Consider the following 15,419-nt stretch of genomic DNA (forward strand, 5'->3'; position numbering starts at 1 on the left):
TAACGTTTACACAGCGCCTTTATCCTCTGGCTTGTACTATTAAATAGGTGAGCCTGGTGGTATTGGCAGGGCTTTAAAATTATCAGGCCACTGGCCTGTTGTTAAAAACTGATTAATTTGCGCCGCTAAATAGTCTTTAAATGCGCTGTCACCTACTTCAGGATGGCTCAGTAAAGAGTGTTGATTAAACTCATCAGCAAGCTTGCTTAAATAGAAATGTAGTTGCGCTTGCACTTCAGGGCTTAAACCGTCGTTAGCCACAAGATCAGCCATGGTTTTTGCCGTTAGGTACTGTACTCGTTGCGTTACTTTTCCTGTCATGGTGGCAGGCGCTGATACGTTAAACACCTGCTTATTTAACTGTTTAAGTAACTCATCTAGGCTATAAAAGCGGTTATCACGTGCTTGTTGCTGCGCTAATCGGTTTAATCGTTGAGCATTTAGTAATAGCGATAAACTATGCTGCACGGCGACTTCAGGCAATGCAAGTGCATCCATGGTTAAGCCGGTACGCCCCACTATACTTTCTCGTGATTTAGACTCGCCATACGCTTTAGGTACGATTAAGGAAAGTATCGACTCTGGAAGCGTTAAGTTGCTTGCTTTTAGGGTCGCTAAAATGGCATTAACCGCTTGTTGTTGAGCCTCTTTAGTTACAACTTGGGCGCCTTTAACGGGTGCATCACTGCGTATCTCATAGTCATAATCAACGCCCGCGATAAGCTTAGCAACCGCTTCAACTTGATAACGGTGGAACAAATAAAGCGGTACTAGCTTTTCTTCCAATTGCGATAGCGCAACCCCAGTTTTTATATTATTAATACCAAACTGCCCAAGCGCCTGCTTTCGCACATCAAGCACTCTAAGTAATTCTTCACTTGGATTACTACCGTTATCCCAAAGGTGCGCTGTAGGGTGCGCCCCACCTTTGGCACGGGCATCACTGTCAGAAATAAACGCCAAACCTTGCGCTTTATTTTGCTGTAAAATAGCAGCGAGTGCTGCGCTTTCATCTTGTCCGGTAAAGTCGCTGTAGCCATATTTGATCACTTGCTTATCCCATGCGCCCATACCTTTAGCATAACCATCAGATACATTTAACTGACCATTATCAGCAAAACTTAACAACGGATGCGGATAGTCCATCACCGAAGCACGATTATTTACTGACGCAGCAAAGTTGTGCGCAATACCCAGTGTATGACCAATTTCGTGAGCACTGAGTTGACGAATACGATCAAGTGCCATTGCATGTAAAGTGCTTGCCACTTCATTGCCTTTTAAATAAGGCGCCGCCAGTGATTCAGCAATTAAAATATCTTGGCGTACTCGTAGCGATCCTAGTGTCACATGGCCTTTAATAATTTCACCTGTACGTGGGTCTATAATTGAACTGCCATAAGACCAACCACGAGTTGCGCGATGCACCCATTGAATAACGTTGTAGCGCACATCCATAGGATCAGCATTATCTGGTAGCACTTTAACTTTAAAGGCATTTTTATAGCCTGCAGCATTAAAAGCGTCATTCCACCATTGCCCGCCATCTAATAAAGCCGTTTTTACTGGTTCAGGTACCCCAGGATCTAAGTAATAAACAATAGGCTCTACTGGCTCACTAACTGCTAGGCTTGGATCTTTTTTTGCTAAACGATGGCGCGGAATGTAACGCACATACATAGACTCATCGAGCCCTGCTGCATAATTTTTATGCTCCACACTCCAATAACCCGATTGCGGGCTAAATTTACGAGGTGTGTAATTATCATCAGGCAATTGAATAAGTGAATGGTGCATATGCACACTCAAAGCGTAAGGGTCAGCACTCACTTGGCGCACATATTCACCTGGTTTAGACCCTTTAAAGGTGAGAATGGCTTCAAGTTCAGTATTTTTTACAAATGCTTTTGAGCGATTCATAAATACCGCACTGCGTGACTCATCAAGGCTAAACTGCCCTTGCTTGCGCGCAGCTAAAGTTCGGCTTACGCCATGTACATCGCTTAGTAAATAGGGGGTGTAATCAATTAATGCAGCATTGTCATCTTGCGCGACAACTTTAAAACCCGCCAAAATACTGGATGCAAACGCTTCGTTAACGCTTTGCTGCTCTGCTATATTACTAGTGTTAGCACGGTAGTAAGTATTTACAGCGCGCAACATCACCTTATTGCCAAAGCGCTCAAACTGTACTAAATAAGTACCGCCTAATTGGCCTCTATCTAAACCTATGTCGTTAGACCCAACGCCATAAGGTAAGCTGTGTTGTAATAAAAATTGTTGTTCAAGTTTATCGACCTTTAAATACACATTGCCGTTTTGGGTATCGTAAAAGAAAGAAAAATAACCAGGGAAATGGTTCATTTTTTCAGTAAATTCGTCAATAGACTTAATTGCTGCGTGCGCTTGGGTTATCATACAGAGCAGCACAGTAAAGAGTATGTAACTTAATCGTGATATTTTTTGCATAATCTTATCTTTGTTATTAGCGTTTTAAATGCGATGTAGGTACCCCATTATAAGGGGGTTATTTATACAATACAGTTATTTAAGACGAATTTCAGCGCTCTAAACTAATCTCTCTCACATTATGATTAGTTTTAACACGTTATCAGGAAAAAAGAATGCGTAGACTCCCACCAGTATTACTAGAAGATGGCTGTTCAAGAGAACTTTTGTCGTTAATTCGTACTATTTTAGCGGCATGTAAAGAAATTTCATTTCGCGTCGGTCAAGGTGAATTATCGGGCGTATTAGGCTCAACCCTCGATGAAAACATTCAAGGCGAAACACAAAAGAAACTCGATGTACTGTCTAATCAGTTATTAAAAGATATATTGCTGGAGTCAGGCACAGTTAAAGCGATTGCCTCTGAAGAAGAAGATTATACCGTTGCCGGTAACCCAGATGCTGAGTACATTGTTGCATTTGACCCACTTGATGGCTCGTCAAACACCGATATTAACTCGCTAGTAGGTACTATTTTTTCTATTATGAAAGCGCCTGTGGGCTCAGATGCGGCTGATGAAAAGATTTTTATGCAGCCTGGGCATCAACAAGTGGCTGCAGGTTATGTACTGTATGGCCCATCAACTATGCTTGCGCTAACAACGGGTAAAGGTACACGCATGTTTACCTTAGATAAAACCCAAGGTAGCTTTTTACTTACCCAAGATTTTGCCGCTATTCCTGCTAAAACCAATGAATTTGCAATTAACGCCTCAAACCAGCGCCACTGGGAACCGGCGATGCAAAACTACATTAACGACTTACTTGCCGGAGATACAGGCCCTCGCGCTCAAAACTTCAATATGCGCTGGATTGCTGCAATGGTTGGCGATGTACACCGTGTACTTAGCCGTGGTGGTTTATTCACTTACCCAACTGATACTAAAGACCCTAATAAGCCTAATAAGCTGCGTTTACTTTATGAAGCAAACCCAATGGCAATGCTAGTAGAGCAAGCCGGTGGTATTGCTTCAACAGGTACTGAGCGTATTATGGATATTCAGCCTGATGCTATCCATCAGCGTGTTGCGGTTATTTTAGGCTCTAAAGACGAAGTAGAAACTTGCTTGAGCTATCATAAGTAAACTTTAAGAACAGGTTTTAGGTTTCAGGTGTCAGCTAGAGATTAGCCCAGTAGTGGTTACTAACATCTGAAAACTGTTGCTTAAAACCTTTAATATTTTCTGATAACCACCTGCTACTGTTATAATAGTTTTAACAACTGTGCGAGCTTTTGATGAGTCAATTCGCCCATTTGCTCGCTGTTGCTCAGCGCGTAAATAACGCCTTCATGCTCGGCGCAATTTATGTCATCTCGCGACTCAATGACATTTGCCCACAGCTGTAAATCGTCAATATCAATTTCTTTATTAAAACAACGCGTAAGTACATTAATTAGTACAGGCTTTGTGAGTGTATACAGGTAGGTTTGATTGTTTGCTGCGGTTGAAACAATCACACTAATGGCGTTATCTCTTTGCTCCCCAAATGTAATAAATTCAGCCAATGCTTTTTGTATATTCATAATGTTTGTTATTCTTGCTGCTCTACTGTTAATAAGACCTAAAATGACCCAGATAAACTGCAGCCAATGTAATACAACACTTAACTGTAATGTTAATGATATAACCGCATGTTGGTGTTATCAGTTACCTGCTATTTTACCACTCGATGATACAGCAACCAGCTGCTTATGCCGATCATGTACTCTTGCTAAAATTAATTACTATATAGAAACCATATATACTCAGCCAATAAAAGCTCAAATCGCTTTTGCTAAACAATTTAGAAGCCATGATAATTTAATTGAAGGGTTAGATTACACCATGCAGAATAATTACATGGTGTTTAGTAAGTGGTATTTTTTAAAACGGGGTACTTGCTGCAAAAATGGGTGTAAAAATTGTCCCTATAATTAAATTAGTCACCCACAGCAATAGGCAGTGAGCTATCAGCGCCCCACTCACTCCACGAGCCGTCGTAAACACTTAAATTATTATATCCGCATTCATCAGCGAACAATGCAAGCGCACAGGCAGTAACACCTGAACCACAGCTAAATTGCAGCTGTTTTGCATTCCCGACTAATTTATTAAACTGTGCCTGTATAAAGTCGAGTGATTTTGCCTCGCCATTTTCTAATAAGCTAGTTAAAGGTAGCGAATAGCTATTAATAATATGACCGCTGCGCATACCCGCTCTTGGCTCTTTATTTTTACCGGTAAAACGCTCATAAGCACGCGCATCTAAAATGACCGTATTGGTATCCTTAGTAGCACTTAGCACCTGTTTTTTATCAATAAAGTAACCAGGCTGGTATTGAGCAATAAAGTCACCTTTTAGTGATGCTTGTGTATAGCTTGACTCAACCGGAAGCTCTAGTTCAAGCCACTTGGCTAAACCACCACTGAGCACTTTTACGTTATTAAATCCCATGGCTTTAAACATCCACCAGGCTCTAGCTGCACTGAATAACCCCGCATCTTCATAAATCACCACCAATGAGTCGTGATTCACGCCCGCTTTTTGCATCACCTGAGTAAATTGCTCTGCACTACACAAGGTATTGGGTAATGGGTTTGAAGTATCTGCGAGTTCTTTTTTGATATCAAACCGTTGTGCTTTAGGTAGCATAGCAACGGGCGAATATTCCCCTGTAGCTGAGGGGCGTAGCATACCTGCATCAAAAATAACAAAGTTAGTTTGCTCTAAACGCGCATGTAACCATTGTGCACTGACTATATTTTTCATTATCTTGCCAAATTTGAGGAAATGAAATAGCTATATATTATTACAGCCTGTTTATTAACAGAATTTAGACTGGTTACAAATTATAATAATGATAAAATAGCTGCTTTGATATTTCTAAATAAAGTAAAATAATGATAAAATAGCTGCTTTGATATTTCTAAATAAAGTAAAATTATGCCAATCCCTTTTTACATTATCAATATGCAAGGCTGCGAAGACCGCTGGGAAACAACCCTAAAGCGACTTACCAGCCTGCACTTAAATGCTGAACGTTTTGAGGCGACCATTGGCAAAAACCTTAGTGAACAAGAAACCCTCAAGTGGTATTGCCCGAAAAAAAATAAAAAACGTTACAATCGCAACCTATCTGCAGGTGAAATTGGTTGCTATGTAAGCCATATGCGCCTTTGGCAAAAAATGGTCGATGAAAATATCCCTTATTGTGTTGTATTGGAGGATGACCTTTTCATTGAGGCTTCGCTTAAAGATGTTGTTGATGCAGCAATTAAATTGAAAAACTGGGATTTAATAAAATTATCTGACAACAGAAATTTTCCATTTATTGACAGTGCCCCATTAGAAAATAATCTAACAGTCGGTAATTATAAAAAAGCACCAAATGGCACTCAAGGCTATATCATTTCATTAAGTGGGGCTAAAAAACTACTGCAAAGAAAACCATTTTTTAGACCCGTAGATGTCGATATGCAATTTCACACAGAAGTAGGGCTAAGTATGATTGGCATAAAACCCTACCCGGTTGCCGAAGATCGAAGCTTTATTAGTGAAATAACAAGCGCTAATGCAGGTTCACACTCAAACCGCAGTACATTTATCAGAAATTTAATTCATAGATCGAGTATTCATAGGCAAAGACGATATAAAACTGCGGATCTTGCCAAAATTACAAGTGAGTAATGCCAGGCATATTTTTACATGTATATATTTGATTATAAAAATTAAATCTTAATAATTTTGCCACGCAATGGCGCCATTTTAGCTAAAATTTCATTTTGCACTGTATGTGGGATATTTTGCTCATTCATTGCATTTATTAATAAATCGACAACGTGATTGAAGTCTTTTTCGTTTATGTTCATGCCTGTATGAATAGCAACCATAGAGTCACCTTTATATTCACAAGGGCCCTCCACCAGCGAACATAAATGGCTAATAAACCCTTGTCGAAAATGACTGATATTACTGTGCTCAAAGTAATGAAATACCTGCTTGTCATTACCTATTTGTGTAATAAAACTGTCAGTTAACTTTTCAAGCCCAGCTTGTTCGCCTAGTTGCTGATACAAAGAGGTGTTAGGCTGTGTTGTACACCCTAAAAGTAAGCTTAAACAACAAAAAATAAATACACTAATTTTCATTACCAATACCCCGTAACCGATAAATACCAGCCGGTTTGTTTGTCAACACCAGCAATCCGCCCTAAGTCTAAATAGGCCGCCGTTACACTGACATGTTTATTAGGCATCCACGCTATAAATAAATCGCGCCAATCTTGTTCGCCCAACCCTAGGTTATTGGCTTTTTGTCGATACTCAATGCCAATAGCAAGTTCACGACTTACAAACACCGCACTACTTGCTTCTAGTAAAATATGGCTACCTTCATTAGCCCCTCCATATCCTAAAAGCCCTAACTGATTGGCTTTACTGTAACGAGTGGTCACATTCCAAAACCAGTTGTATCCAGCAAGTGCACCCAAATGTAATTTACTGGCTGCTAGGTACACATCTGTACCACTGGTATTTTTTGCACCAACCAAATTTGCTACTGTGCCATCCTCTAGTGATTTATGCTGCACACCCATGCTTAGCTGTGGCCACTGACTATAAACAATATCACCGTATAAACGTACTTTTGCACCAGAAATTGACTGCTCTATTTCTGTATTGAGTGCAGGCACATCAAACTGCTGCACTGCATAACTGAGCTCAACACGATTGAATAGGTTTAGTTGCATGCCGCAGGCATCTAGGCGGTAATCTGTTACATCAGCACGACTACAAAAACCATTAACAGCCCATTCGTCTTCACTGGCATAACCTGCCAATTGTGCCCAAGGAACTAATCCGCCCCCTGCACTTCCTTCAATTTGAGACACCCCAGGTGTTGCTAATAATTTCCCCGTAGCAGCTATACTTAACGTACTACAAAATGAGAGTGCCAAGGCGAATAATAACTTAATGTGCACGCTGATATTCCTCTAACCATTGTTCCAGTTGCTGCGCTTTTAAAGGGCGACTTAAATAGTAACCTTGCGCATGATCGCATTGCATTTCGTGAAGCATTGATAAAGACTCAGCGGTTTCCACCCCTTCAGCCACAACAGAAAACCCCAATTGATGACCCAATGTGATTGAGGAGCGCACTATGTATTGATCTTTTTGTGATTCGTGCAGAGTTAAAATAAAGCATTTATCTAACTTAAGCTCATCAATAGGTAACATTTTTAATCGCCCCAATGATGTTTGCCCGACACCGTAATCGTCTAATGATATTTTAACACCGATAGTTTTTAAGTTCTCTAACGCTTTGATACCTTGAGCTTCATTTTCGATCATATCGCGCTCCGTCAACTCAATAGTGACAGAGCTTGGGTTTACATGATATTTCTTTAAGGTTGCGACCAACAAATTATGAAACCCCGCATGCGCAATATCTTGGGCTGACACATTAATGGCTGCCTGTAAGTGAATCCCTTTTTTATCCCAATCGGCTATTTGCGCAATAACTGTATCGACAACCCAGGCAGTTAGTTCCACAACTAATCCTGACTGCTCAGCTAAATCAATGAACACTTCAGGCGAAACCCAGCTCCCATCATCACGTTGCCAACGAATAAGTGACTCAACCTTATCAATTTTCTGACTTTTAATATTCAACTTAGGCTGATAAGTCATAAACAGTTGCCCGTTATCATCATCAATCGCTTGTTTGAGCTCATCAAGCATTATTAAACGGTCTAAGTGCGCCTCATCTTCACCATCTTGGTAGTAATATAAGCTTTGTTGGCTTGTTGTAGCCGCATCAACAGCAATGAGTACACGCCGCATTAAATCGTCCGCTTTAACGCCTTGTCCAGGGTACTGCACAATCCCAGCGTTAAAACGCAAACTTATTTTTAAGCTTTTAATCTGATAAGGTGCCTGTAATTGCTCAATCAAATCGGCTACAGCACATTTTACTTGGTCAGCCTCCACACTGGGGTAAACCGTTAAAAACTCATCGCCGCCAATTCGTGCATCAAATCCACCAAGCTCATCAGAAAATTGACGAATACGGTTTGCCACCGCAATTAAACACTCATCTCCTACTTGCGGACCAAGCTTGTCGTTTATGTGTCTTAAGCCTTTTATATCAATAGCAACAAGCGTGTAGCATCTATCTTTAGTAAGCTGCTTTGCTAATAAACCTAACATAGCTGAACGGTTATAAAACCCTGTTAAGGTATCGTGATGTGCTTGAAAACTTATTTGCTGCTCACGCTTATTAATATCATTACCCATGTTATTAAAGGCGCTGACTAGCGTTGCTATTTCGCTGCTTTGTTTTTTACCTTCAAATTTAAAACGGTAGTCACCTTTGGCAAATTGCCTTGCGATAACCGCTAACTGTGTAAGTCCGCTGGTTAAGTTATTGGCAAGCAAACTACTGGTGATCACACCAAATAACATAGTTAACACGGCCAATGTAACTAGCGTTAGCAATAGTTGCTCAATATCGCGATAACTCGAGGTTAAATCTGCGCTAAGCAGTAAGGTTATCGGATGCGATTGTAAAGAGGGTAAAGCTATTTGTTCGTTTTCATAGGCCAAATATTCGGCAAAAAAACGAGCCGTAGTTTTATTTTCAAAGTACTCCATAGGTTGAAATTTTTCAGGTTGAGGTGCAAACGAGCTTGCAGCAAAACTATCTAATTGCGCAACAAAACTAACCTCCATTCCGGTTAAGCTTTTTAGCTCAGTGGCCACTGCAGATGTTATTTTAAATCCGACCAAACTGTAAGCTATGATTCTGGGAGTTTTAACGGGCAATAAAATCACTTGGTACAGCTGGTTATTTAACACGACAAAGCTCGATTGCTCAGAATTATTTAATAATTCATCCATTAAGGGTTGTAGGTTATCGGCAAAATTTTGTGCATTCACATTAGCAGACACTAACCGCCCTGATAAATCGAGCAACAGCATTAAATCGGCATTGATCCGTTGACTGTGGTTGTATAACACACTGCTAATAGTGGCGGCATCACGAGTTGCAACCGCTTGCTTAAAACCAAAATCAGCGGTTAACACCTTTGCAGCGGTTAATAACAAGCTCTCTTTTGATTTTAAATATTGTTTATAAACGCTTTGCGCAACCGTTATATTTTGTTGCACTTTTTCTGCCTGAAATTTACTGGTAGACCACCAAAAGCTCAGTAAACTAACCAAGGTAGTGAGTAATACCAAGCCAACGCAAAGCGTTGTAATACGACTGCGTAAATTATTGGCCATTGCCTTCCCTAAATTGACTACCAAAGGTATTACGTGGTGCAGGGGTAGATGTATTTATAGTTATTGATAACGGGCTGGTTGATTCTATATTAAACTGTTTTTTATTATCCAAGGGAGCAGTTTGCAGTGAATGCCAAACACTGGCTTGCACAGGAAAAGTGTCTACTTGCAGCTTTATCTGGCCTTGCTCGTTACTGGTATACACATGACTACTGTTAGCAACATATATATAGCCCACCATGGAGTCATGAATATTGCAGCCTAGAACAACAACACCTTGATTATCAAACTTAATAGGCTCTTCTGGCTGGCCAGAATAGAGCTTTAATTGAAAAGGTTTAGCTTTTGAAAAAGAATACACATGGTGGCGAATATTATCGCTATTTGGAAAGTTAACGTACTGACCTTGCTGCACAATAAGCAACTCTGGAGAAAACTGTTTATCAACTTGATCCACTACCGCTGTAGGTAAATTACCCTGAGTTTTTGAAGAAGGTAAATGATTTATTTCTACGACAGCATTAGGCAATACTTGGTCATGCTGATCTTTAATAACCAAATTAATGGTATTACCAAAAGCCGATACATTAAACACTACACCCAGTACTAATATATAACGACGTTTTGCAATAACTTGCCATGCTCGCTCTAACATAACCACACCCAAAAATTCACCATAGGTTAAGTTAATTAGAGACGAGCACTAATTGCAAGAATTATAGCTCAGTTAGTTAAAATAAATACTTTTTCATTAGTTAAAATGAGCTTTGCTATATCTGTCTACTTACTACGTTATTTAACGATTAAACCGTAATCAGCATCTAAAATTGCAATCACTTCTTGGCGCGGATCATTGGGTATAACGATCTCTTTACCGATAATTTTGCTAGCAATACCCACATAAGTGTCAGACACTTCAAGCATTACTGACTCAGGTAAAATATAATCTTTTGCTAGCTGCTCACGCTCAGCCATACGGTCTTTATTTAATAACACATCACTCTCTGGCACGTTATTAATTAACAGCTGACGGAAGCCTTCCTTTGAGTTTTCAACAATTTTGCCATTCTTATATGATGCTTCATCCCAAATACGCGATGAATCGGGTGTCCCTACTTCATCAATATAAATAAGTTGCTGAGCACCATTTAAATCTTCTACGTAACCGAATTCAAATTTAGTATCAACGAAAATCTGGCCAAGCTTAGCTAACTCATTACTAATTAGCTCGAACCCTTCTACCAATAATTTTTCGTATTTGGTGACATCGTCAGCCGATTTAAAATTAAAGACATCTAAGTTGTTTGTAATATTTTCACGCGTGATATTTACATCATCAACGGCAGGAATATCAGCAACCCCTTCTATAATACCCTTGGTAGAGGGAGTTATAAGTACTTGCTCAAGCTTTTGATTCGCTTTTAAGCCTTCTGGAAGTTGCAAACCACAAAAGTGTCTTTCGCCTTTGGCGTAATCGCGCCACATACTGCCGGTAATATATTGACGAGCAATCGCTTCAACTTTAACTGTACTGGCTTTACGAACAATCCATACGTATGGATGAGGAATATCAACAATATGATTACCCGCCAAACCGGCTTCATTAAACATGTTAAACCAATGAGCAGCCACTGAGTTTAATGCAATGCCTTTACCCGGCACGCCATTTAGGCCATTTTCACCTTGCCATATGCAATCAAAAGCAGAAATTCTGTCTGAAATAACCATAATGGCTAATTCAGTATCGGCAGGAACGTTATAGCCTTTTTCATTTATTAAGCGTTTACTATCTGCATCGGTTAACCAATAAACTGAACGCACTTTGCCACTGTGTACTTTATCTTTGGTACGAATGGGTAAGTCATCGTTTACGTCTAAAACTTTATAGCTAGTCATGCTATCTCCGGGGTTTGGCATGCTCAAAGAGCAAAGTATGGAATTGGGGTTAGGCGCTCTATAATAATCTAGGCAACCACAAAGCTCAATCTTAGGCTAAAAACAAATCATCTTAGAATATTTATCTAGCTGGCGCATTGGGGTAAACTTGAATGATTACTTGCCCTGAGGAGCTAGCTTGAACTATTTAACTGCCACTAAGAATAAGAAATATTTAATGTATATTTCTCAAAATTATTCCTACGCTATTTTAAGACCTTTGCAAGCAGAAATATTAGCTCAAGGAGGGGAAGTTAAATGGTTTTTAGAGGGTGATGAAGTAGACCCTAAGTTTTTAAAACCAACTGAACATCGCCTTGAATCAGTCAAAAGTATAAAAGATTGGGAACCAGATGCTGTTTTCATACCAGGCAATACTATTCCAAGCTTTATTCCAGGAAAAAAAATAGCTGTATTTCATGGTTTTAATTCTGGAAAACTAAATAGAAAAGGTAAAGAAGACCATTTCAATATTAGGGGTTGTTTTGATTTATATTGTACACAAGGACCTAATACGACTTTAAGGTTTCAAGAGCTTGCTAAAAAGCATGGCTTTTTCCAAGTTTCAGAAACTGGCTGGCCCACACTAGATCCTCTGTTTAATGACCATGCAAGTAATCCTTATTTAAGTAAAGACTCTCGCCCAACGGTATTGGTTTGCTCTACATTTTCAAAACGTTTATCTCTTGCACCTAAACTTTATGAACAAATAAAACACTTTAGTGAAAGCGGTAAATGGCGACTATTAGTTCAGTTTCATCCGAAAATGCCGCAAGAGTGGGTTGATAAATACAAAGCATTAAGTAATGACAATCTAACCTTTGTTGAAACAGACAATGTTATTCCTTTATTACAATCTGCTGATGTAATGCTGTGCGATACTTCATCCATATTACTGATGTTTTTGGTACAACGAAAACCGGTTGTAACGTTTTGCAATAAAGCGCCTGAAAAACACTTACTTGATATTACTGATAAAAATAACGTTGAAGCCGCAATAGACTATGCACTAACCTACCCAAAAGAGCTTATAGATAATATTGAAGCTTTTTGCCAAGAGTTACACCCATACACAGATGGTAAGTCAAGCCAACGAGTACTTTGCGCAACCAATGAACTGTTGCATAGTGATGAAAAGCTCAAAGCTAAACCGCTTAATCTTCTTAGACAATTTAAAATGCGCAAAAGACTTAACTATTGGAGTTGGTAAGCCGTTATGATCAACCTTGAGAATGTCTCTTTCAAATGGCAAAAAAGCGCAGTCACCCCGACTCTCGCTATTAAGCAGCTTACGATTAATGCCGGGGAACATGTTTTTTTACATGGTCCAAGCGGCAGTGGTAAATCTACCTTACTGGCGTTACTGGCAGGCATTAATGTAACCACTAGCGGCCAACTTTGTGTTTTAAACCAAAACCTAAGTGCGCTCACCAACGCACAGCGCGATGCATTGAGAGCTGATCATATTGGCTATATTTTCCAAAACTTTAATTTACTACCTTATTTAACCCCATTAGAAAACGTGTGTTTAGGGTGCCAATTTTCAAAAAAACGTCAGCAACACGTGCTCAGCCAAGCTGATAATTTAGTAAGTGAGGCAGCCCGATTACTCAATGCACTGGGGTTAGAGCCGCACTTTCATAATCAAAATGTTGCCACTTTAAGTATTGGGCAACAACAGCGAGTTGCTGCAGCGCGGGCATTTATAGGCAGCCCTGAACTTATCATTGCCGATGAGCCCACTTCGGCGCTTGATACACAAAATCGTGAAAGCTTTATCAAGCTGCTATTTGAACAAGCCAAAAAAAGTAACAGCACCCTTGTTTTTGTTAGCCACGATGAAACATTAAAACCACTCTTTAGCCGCACAATCGACTTAGTTAATTTACAAGGTGGTGTATGATTTTATTTAAACTCGCCTATAAAAGTTTGCTCAATAGACGTGCCAGTGTATTACTCACATTGCTCACTATTGCGATTAGCGTCATGTTATTACTCAGTATTGAGCGCGTTCGCGTAGATGCTAAAAGTAGTTTTAGTAATACCATTTCGGGTACCGATTTAATTGTTGGCGCACGTACTGGCGATATTCAATTACTCCTCTCCTCGGTGTTTAGAATTGGCCATACCAACAATGGGGTGAGTTGGCAAAGCTATCAATACATAACAAAACAGCGCGGGGTTAAGTGGAGCATTCCTATCAGCCTTGGAGATAGCCACAAAGGCCAAGCAGTCTTAGGCACCACACTCGATTATTTTAAGCGCTATCGATTTGCTAAAAAACAGCCCTTAGCATTTGAACAAGGACAGGCTTTTTCTAGCATCAATGAAGTTGTTATAGGTAGTGATGTTGCAAGTAAACTGGCCTATAAAATTGGTGATGAAATTGTGATTTCTCATGGCATGGGCAATACTAGCTTTCATCATCATGATGATAACCCTTTTAAAGTGGTTGGTATTTTAAAGCCTACCGGTACCCCGGTGGATAAAACCTTGCATGTGCCACTGGCGGCAATTGAGCTGATCCATGGTGGCGGCCATCATGATCATGACGATCATCATGATCACTCGAGCCATGCATTAATTGGGCACCCAAAACAAATTACCGCCTTTTTAATGGGCTTCGACTCACCGCTTTATACGCTACAAATTAGGCGCAACATTAACCAATATAAACAAGAACCTCTATTAGCGATTATGCCCACAGTCACTTTAAAAGAGCTTTGGGAAATGCTGGCAATAATAGAAAAAATACTGCTGTTATTTTCATTTGTGGTGGTCATTATTAGCTTGCTCGGTATGTTAACCACATTACTTGCTAACCTTAATCAACGCCGCAGAGAACTGGCAATACTGCGTTCTGTGGGTGCCCGCCCTTGGCAATTATTTTCGCTGATCAGTATGGAGTCACTACTCACCACCTTTTTAGGTTGCTTAGTAGGTTGCACTCTATTTTATGCGCTTATGGGTACGACCGCGGGTTACTTACAGAGCCAAGCTGGAGTGAGTATTAATATCAGCATGCTCTCTGACTATGAACTCACTTTGATTGGCGTTATTATGGCTGCGGGATTTATTATTGGCTTGATCCCCGCTACACGCGCTTACTTTTATTCTCTCAGTGATGGTATGAGTATAAAAATATAAACTTTAGGATGATCATGACGTTGTTTAAAGTAACTACACACTCTTTAATGCTATTAAGCGCAGTGCTAATTAGCTTTGCTAGCATTGCAAATCCACCCAAGGAAATTTTTTGGGAAGACCTCATACCCGAGGGCCATGTACAAATAGATACTCAAGCACAAGCTAATCACGAAGGCAGTGAACAAAACTGGGTGCAACCTGATTTAGACGCGCCAGTTGTTAAAGCACTTGATGGGCAATCTGTTAGCTTACCTGGTTTTGTTGTACCACTTGAAGGCGATAGCGAACTTATTACCGAGTTTTTATTAGTCCCTTACTTTGGTGCCTGTATTCATGTGCCCCCGCCGCCGCCAAATCAGCTGGTTCATGTGACCATTAAAGGCGGTGTCCCTATCGATAGCTTATACGATGCGATTGTTGTAACGGGTATTATTAAAACGCAAACTTGGTCTGGCGAAATCGCTCAAGTAGGTTACACAATGCAAGCTGTCGGTGTTGCTCCTTTTGAGCTTTAATTCTTAAAATAAAAAAACCGCGTAAAAACGCGGTTTTTTTTATAACGAC

General features: G+C 40.0%; 15 protein-coding genes. 7 read left to right on the plus strand and 8 right to left on the minus strand.

Annotated features, from left to right (window positions below; translation table 11 throughout):
- Positions 1-39: 39 nt before the first annotated feature.
- Positions 40-2,469, minus strand: coding sequence for a zinc-dependent metalloprotease (locus tag CWC30_RS12620; RefSeq protein ID WP_138627254.1), 2,430 nt, complete (start codon positions 2,467-2,469; stop codon positions 40-42).
- A gap of 155 nt (positions 2,470-2,624) precedes the next feature.
- On the opposite strand from CWC30_RS12620, the gene CWC30_RS12625 reads away from it, so the two are divergent.
- Positions 2,625-3,593, plus strand: coding sequence for a class 1 fructose-bisphosphatase (locus CWC30_RS12625; RefSeq protein WP_008115459.1), 969 nt, complete (start codon positions 2,625-2,627; stop codon positions 3,591-3,593).
- A gap of 119 nt (positions 3,594-3,712) precedes the next feature.
- Here the strand turns inward: CWC30_RS12625 and CWC30_RS12630 are convergent, their stop codons facing one another.
- Positions 3,713-4,033 (minus strand): hypothetical protein, encoded by a 321-nt coding sequence (locus tag CWC30_RS12630; protein WP_036981155.1) that lies wholly within the window; start codon positions 4,031-4,033, stop codon positions 3,713-3,715.
- 43 nt (positions 4,034-4,076) lie between these two features.
- On the opposite strand from CWC30_RS12630, the gene CWC30_RS12635 reads away from it, so the two are divergent.
- Complete coding sequence (locus CWC30_RS12635) at positions 4,077-4,427, plus strand: DUF5522 domain-containing protein (protein ID WP_069438840.1); 351 nt, start codon at positions 4,077-4,079, stop codon at positions 4,425-4,427.
- A gap of 1 nt (position 4,428) precedes the next feature.
- Here CWC30_RS12635 and CWC30_RS12640 read toward each other — a convergent pair whose 3' ends face one another.
- On the minus strand, positions 4,429-5,259 hold the full coding sequence (locus CWC30_RS12640; protein ID WP_138627255.1) for a sulfurtransferase: 831 nt from the start codon (positions 5,257-5,259) through the stop codon (positions 4,429-4,431).
- Positions 5,260-5,433: 174 nt separating this feature from the next.
- On the opposite strand from CWC30_RS12640, the gene CWC30_RS12645 reads away from it, so the two are divergent.
- A complete protein-coding gene (locus CWC30_RS12645; protein ID WP_138627256.1) occupies positions 5,434-6,177 on the plus strand; it encodes a glycosyltransferase family 25 protein in 744 nt (247 codons plus the stop codon).
- Positions 6,178-6,218: 41 nt separating this feature from the next.
- On the opposite strand, the gene CWC30_RS12650 is transcribed toward CWC30_RS12645, so the two are convergent.
- From CWC30_RS12650 to CWC30_RS12670, 5 genes are all read right to left on the minus strand, one after another.
- Positions 6,219-6,638 carry a group I truncated hemoglobin gene (locus CWC30_RS12650; RefSeq protein ID WP_138627257.1) on the minus strand — a complete coding sequence of 140 codons (420 nt, stop codon included), beginning with the start codon at positions 6,636-6,638 and terminating at the stop codon, positions 6,219-6,221.
- A complete protein-coding gene (locus CWC30_RS12655; protein WP_138627258.1) occupies positions 6,638-7,468 on the minus strand; it encodes a DUF3034 family protein in 831 nt (276 codons plus the stop codon). The genes CWC30_RS12650 and CWC30_RS12655 overlap by 1 nt, the downstream gene beginning before the upstream one ends.
- On the minus strand, positions 7,458-9,773 hold the full coding sequence (locus CWC30_RS12660; RefSeq protein WP_138627259.1) for a bifunctional diguanylate cyclase/phosphodiesterase: 2,316 nt from the start codon (positions 9,771-9,773) through the stop codon (positions 7,458-7,460). The genes CWC30_RS12655 and CWC30_RS12660 overlap by 11 nt, the downstream gene beginning before the upstream one ends.
- On the minus strand, positions 9,763-10,428 hold the full coding sequence (locus CWC30_RS12665; protein ID WP_138627260.1) for a methylamine utilization protein: 666 nt from the start codon (positions 10,426-10,428) through the stop codon (positions 9,763-9,765). The genes CWC30_RS12660 and CWC30_RS12665 overlap by 11 nt, the downstream gene beginning before the upstream one ends.
- Positions 10,429-10,565: 137 nt before the next feature.
- Positions 10,566-11,669, minus strand: a complete 1,104-nt coding sequence (locus tag CWC30_RS12670) for a phosphoribosylaminoimidazolesuccinocarboxamide synthase (RefSeq protein WP_138627261.1) — start codon at positions 11,667-11,669, stop codon at positions 10,566-10,568.
- Between the two features lie 217 nt (positions 11,670-11,886).
- Here CWC30_RS12670 and CWC30_RS12675 point away from each other — a divergent pair, with 217 nt between their 5' ends.
- The 4 genes from CWC30_RS12675 to CWC30_RS12690 are packed head-to-tail and all read left to right on the plus strand — an operon-like array spanning position 11,887 to position 15,370.
- Complete coding sequence (locus CWC30_RS12675; RefSeq protein WP_138627273.1) at positions 11,887-12,918, plus strand: CDP-glycerol glycerophosphotransferase family protein; 1,032 nt, start codon at positions 11,887-11,889, stop codon at positions 12,916-12,918.
- A gap of 6 nt (positions 12,919-12,924) precedes the next feature.
- Positions 12,925-13,611 carry an ABC transporter ATP-binding protein gene (locus CWC30_RS12680; RefSeq protein ID WP_138627262.1) on the plus strand — a complete coding sequence of 229 codons (687 nt, stop codon included), beginning with the start codon at positions 12,925-12,927 and terminating at the stop codon, positions 13,609-13,611.
- Positions 13,608-14,855 carry an ABC transporter permease gene (locus tag CWC30_RS12685; protein WP_138627263.1) on the plus strand — a complete coding sequence of 416 codons (1,248 nt, stop codon included), beginning with the start codon at positions 13,608-13,610 and terminating at the stop codon, positions 14,853-14,855. The genes CWC30_RS12680 and CWC30_RS12685 overlap by 4 nt, the downstream gene beginning before the upstream one ends.
- A 14-nt stretch (positions 14,856-14,869) precedes the next feature.
- Positions 14,870-15,370 (plus strand): DUF3299 domain-containing protein, encoded by a 501-nt coding sequence (locus CWC30_RS12690; protein WP_028834506.1) that lies wholly within the window; start codon positions 14,870-14,872, stop codon positions 15,368-15,370.
- Positions 15,371-15,419: the final 49 nt, after the last annotated feature.

The organism is Pseudoalteromonas sp. S4741 (genome assembly GCF_005886135.1).
Lineage (GTDB): Bacteria > Pseudomonadota > Gammaproteobacteria > Enterobacterales > Alteromonadaceae > Pseudoalteromonas > Pseudoalteromonas tetraodonis.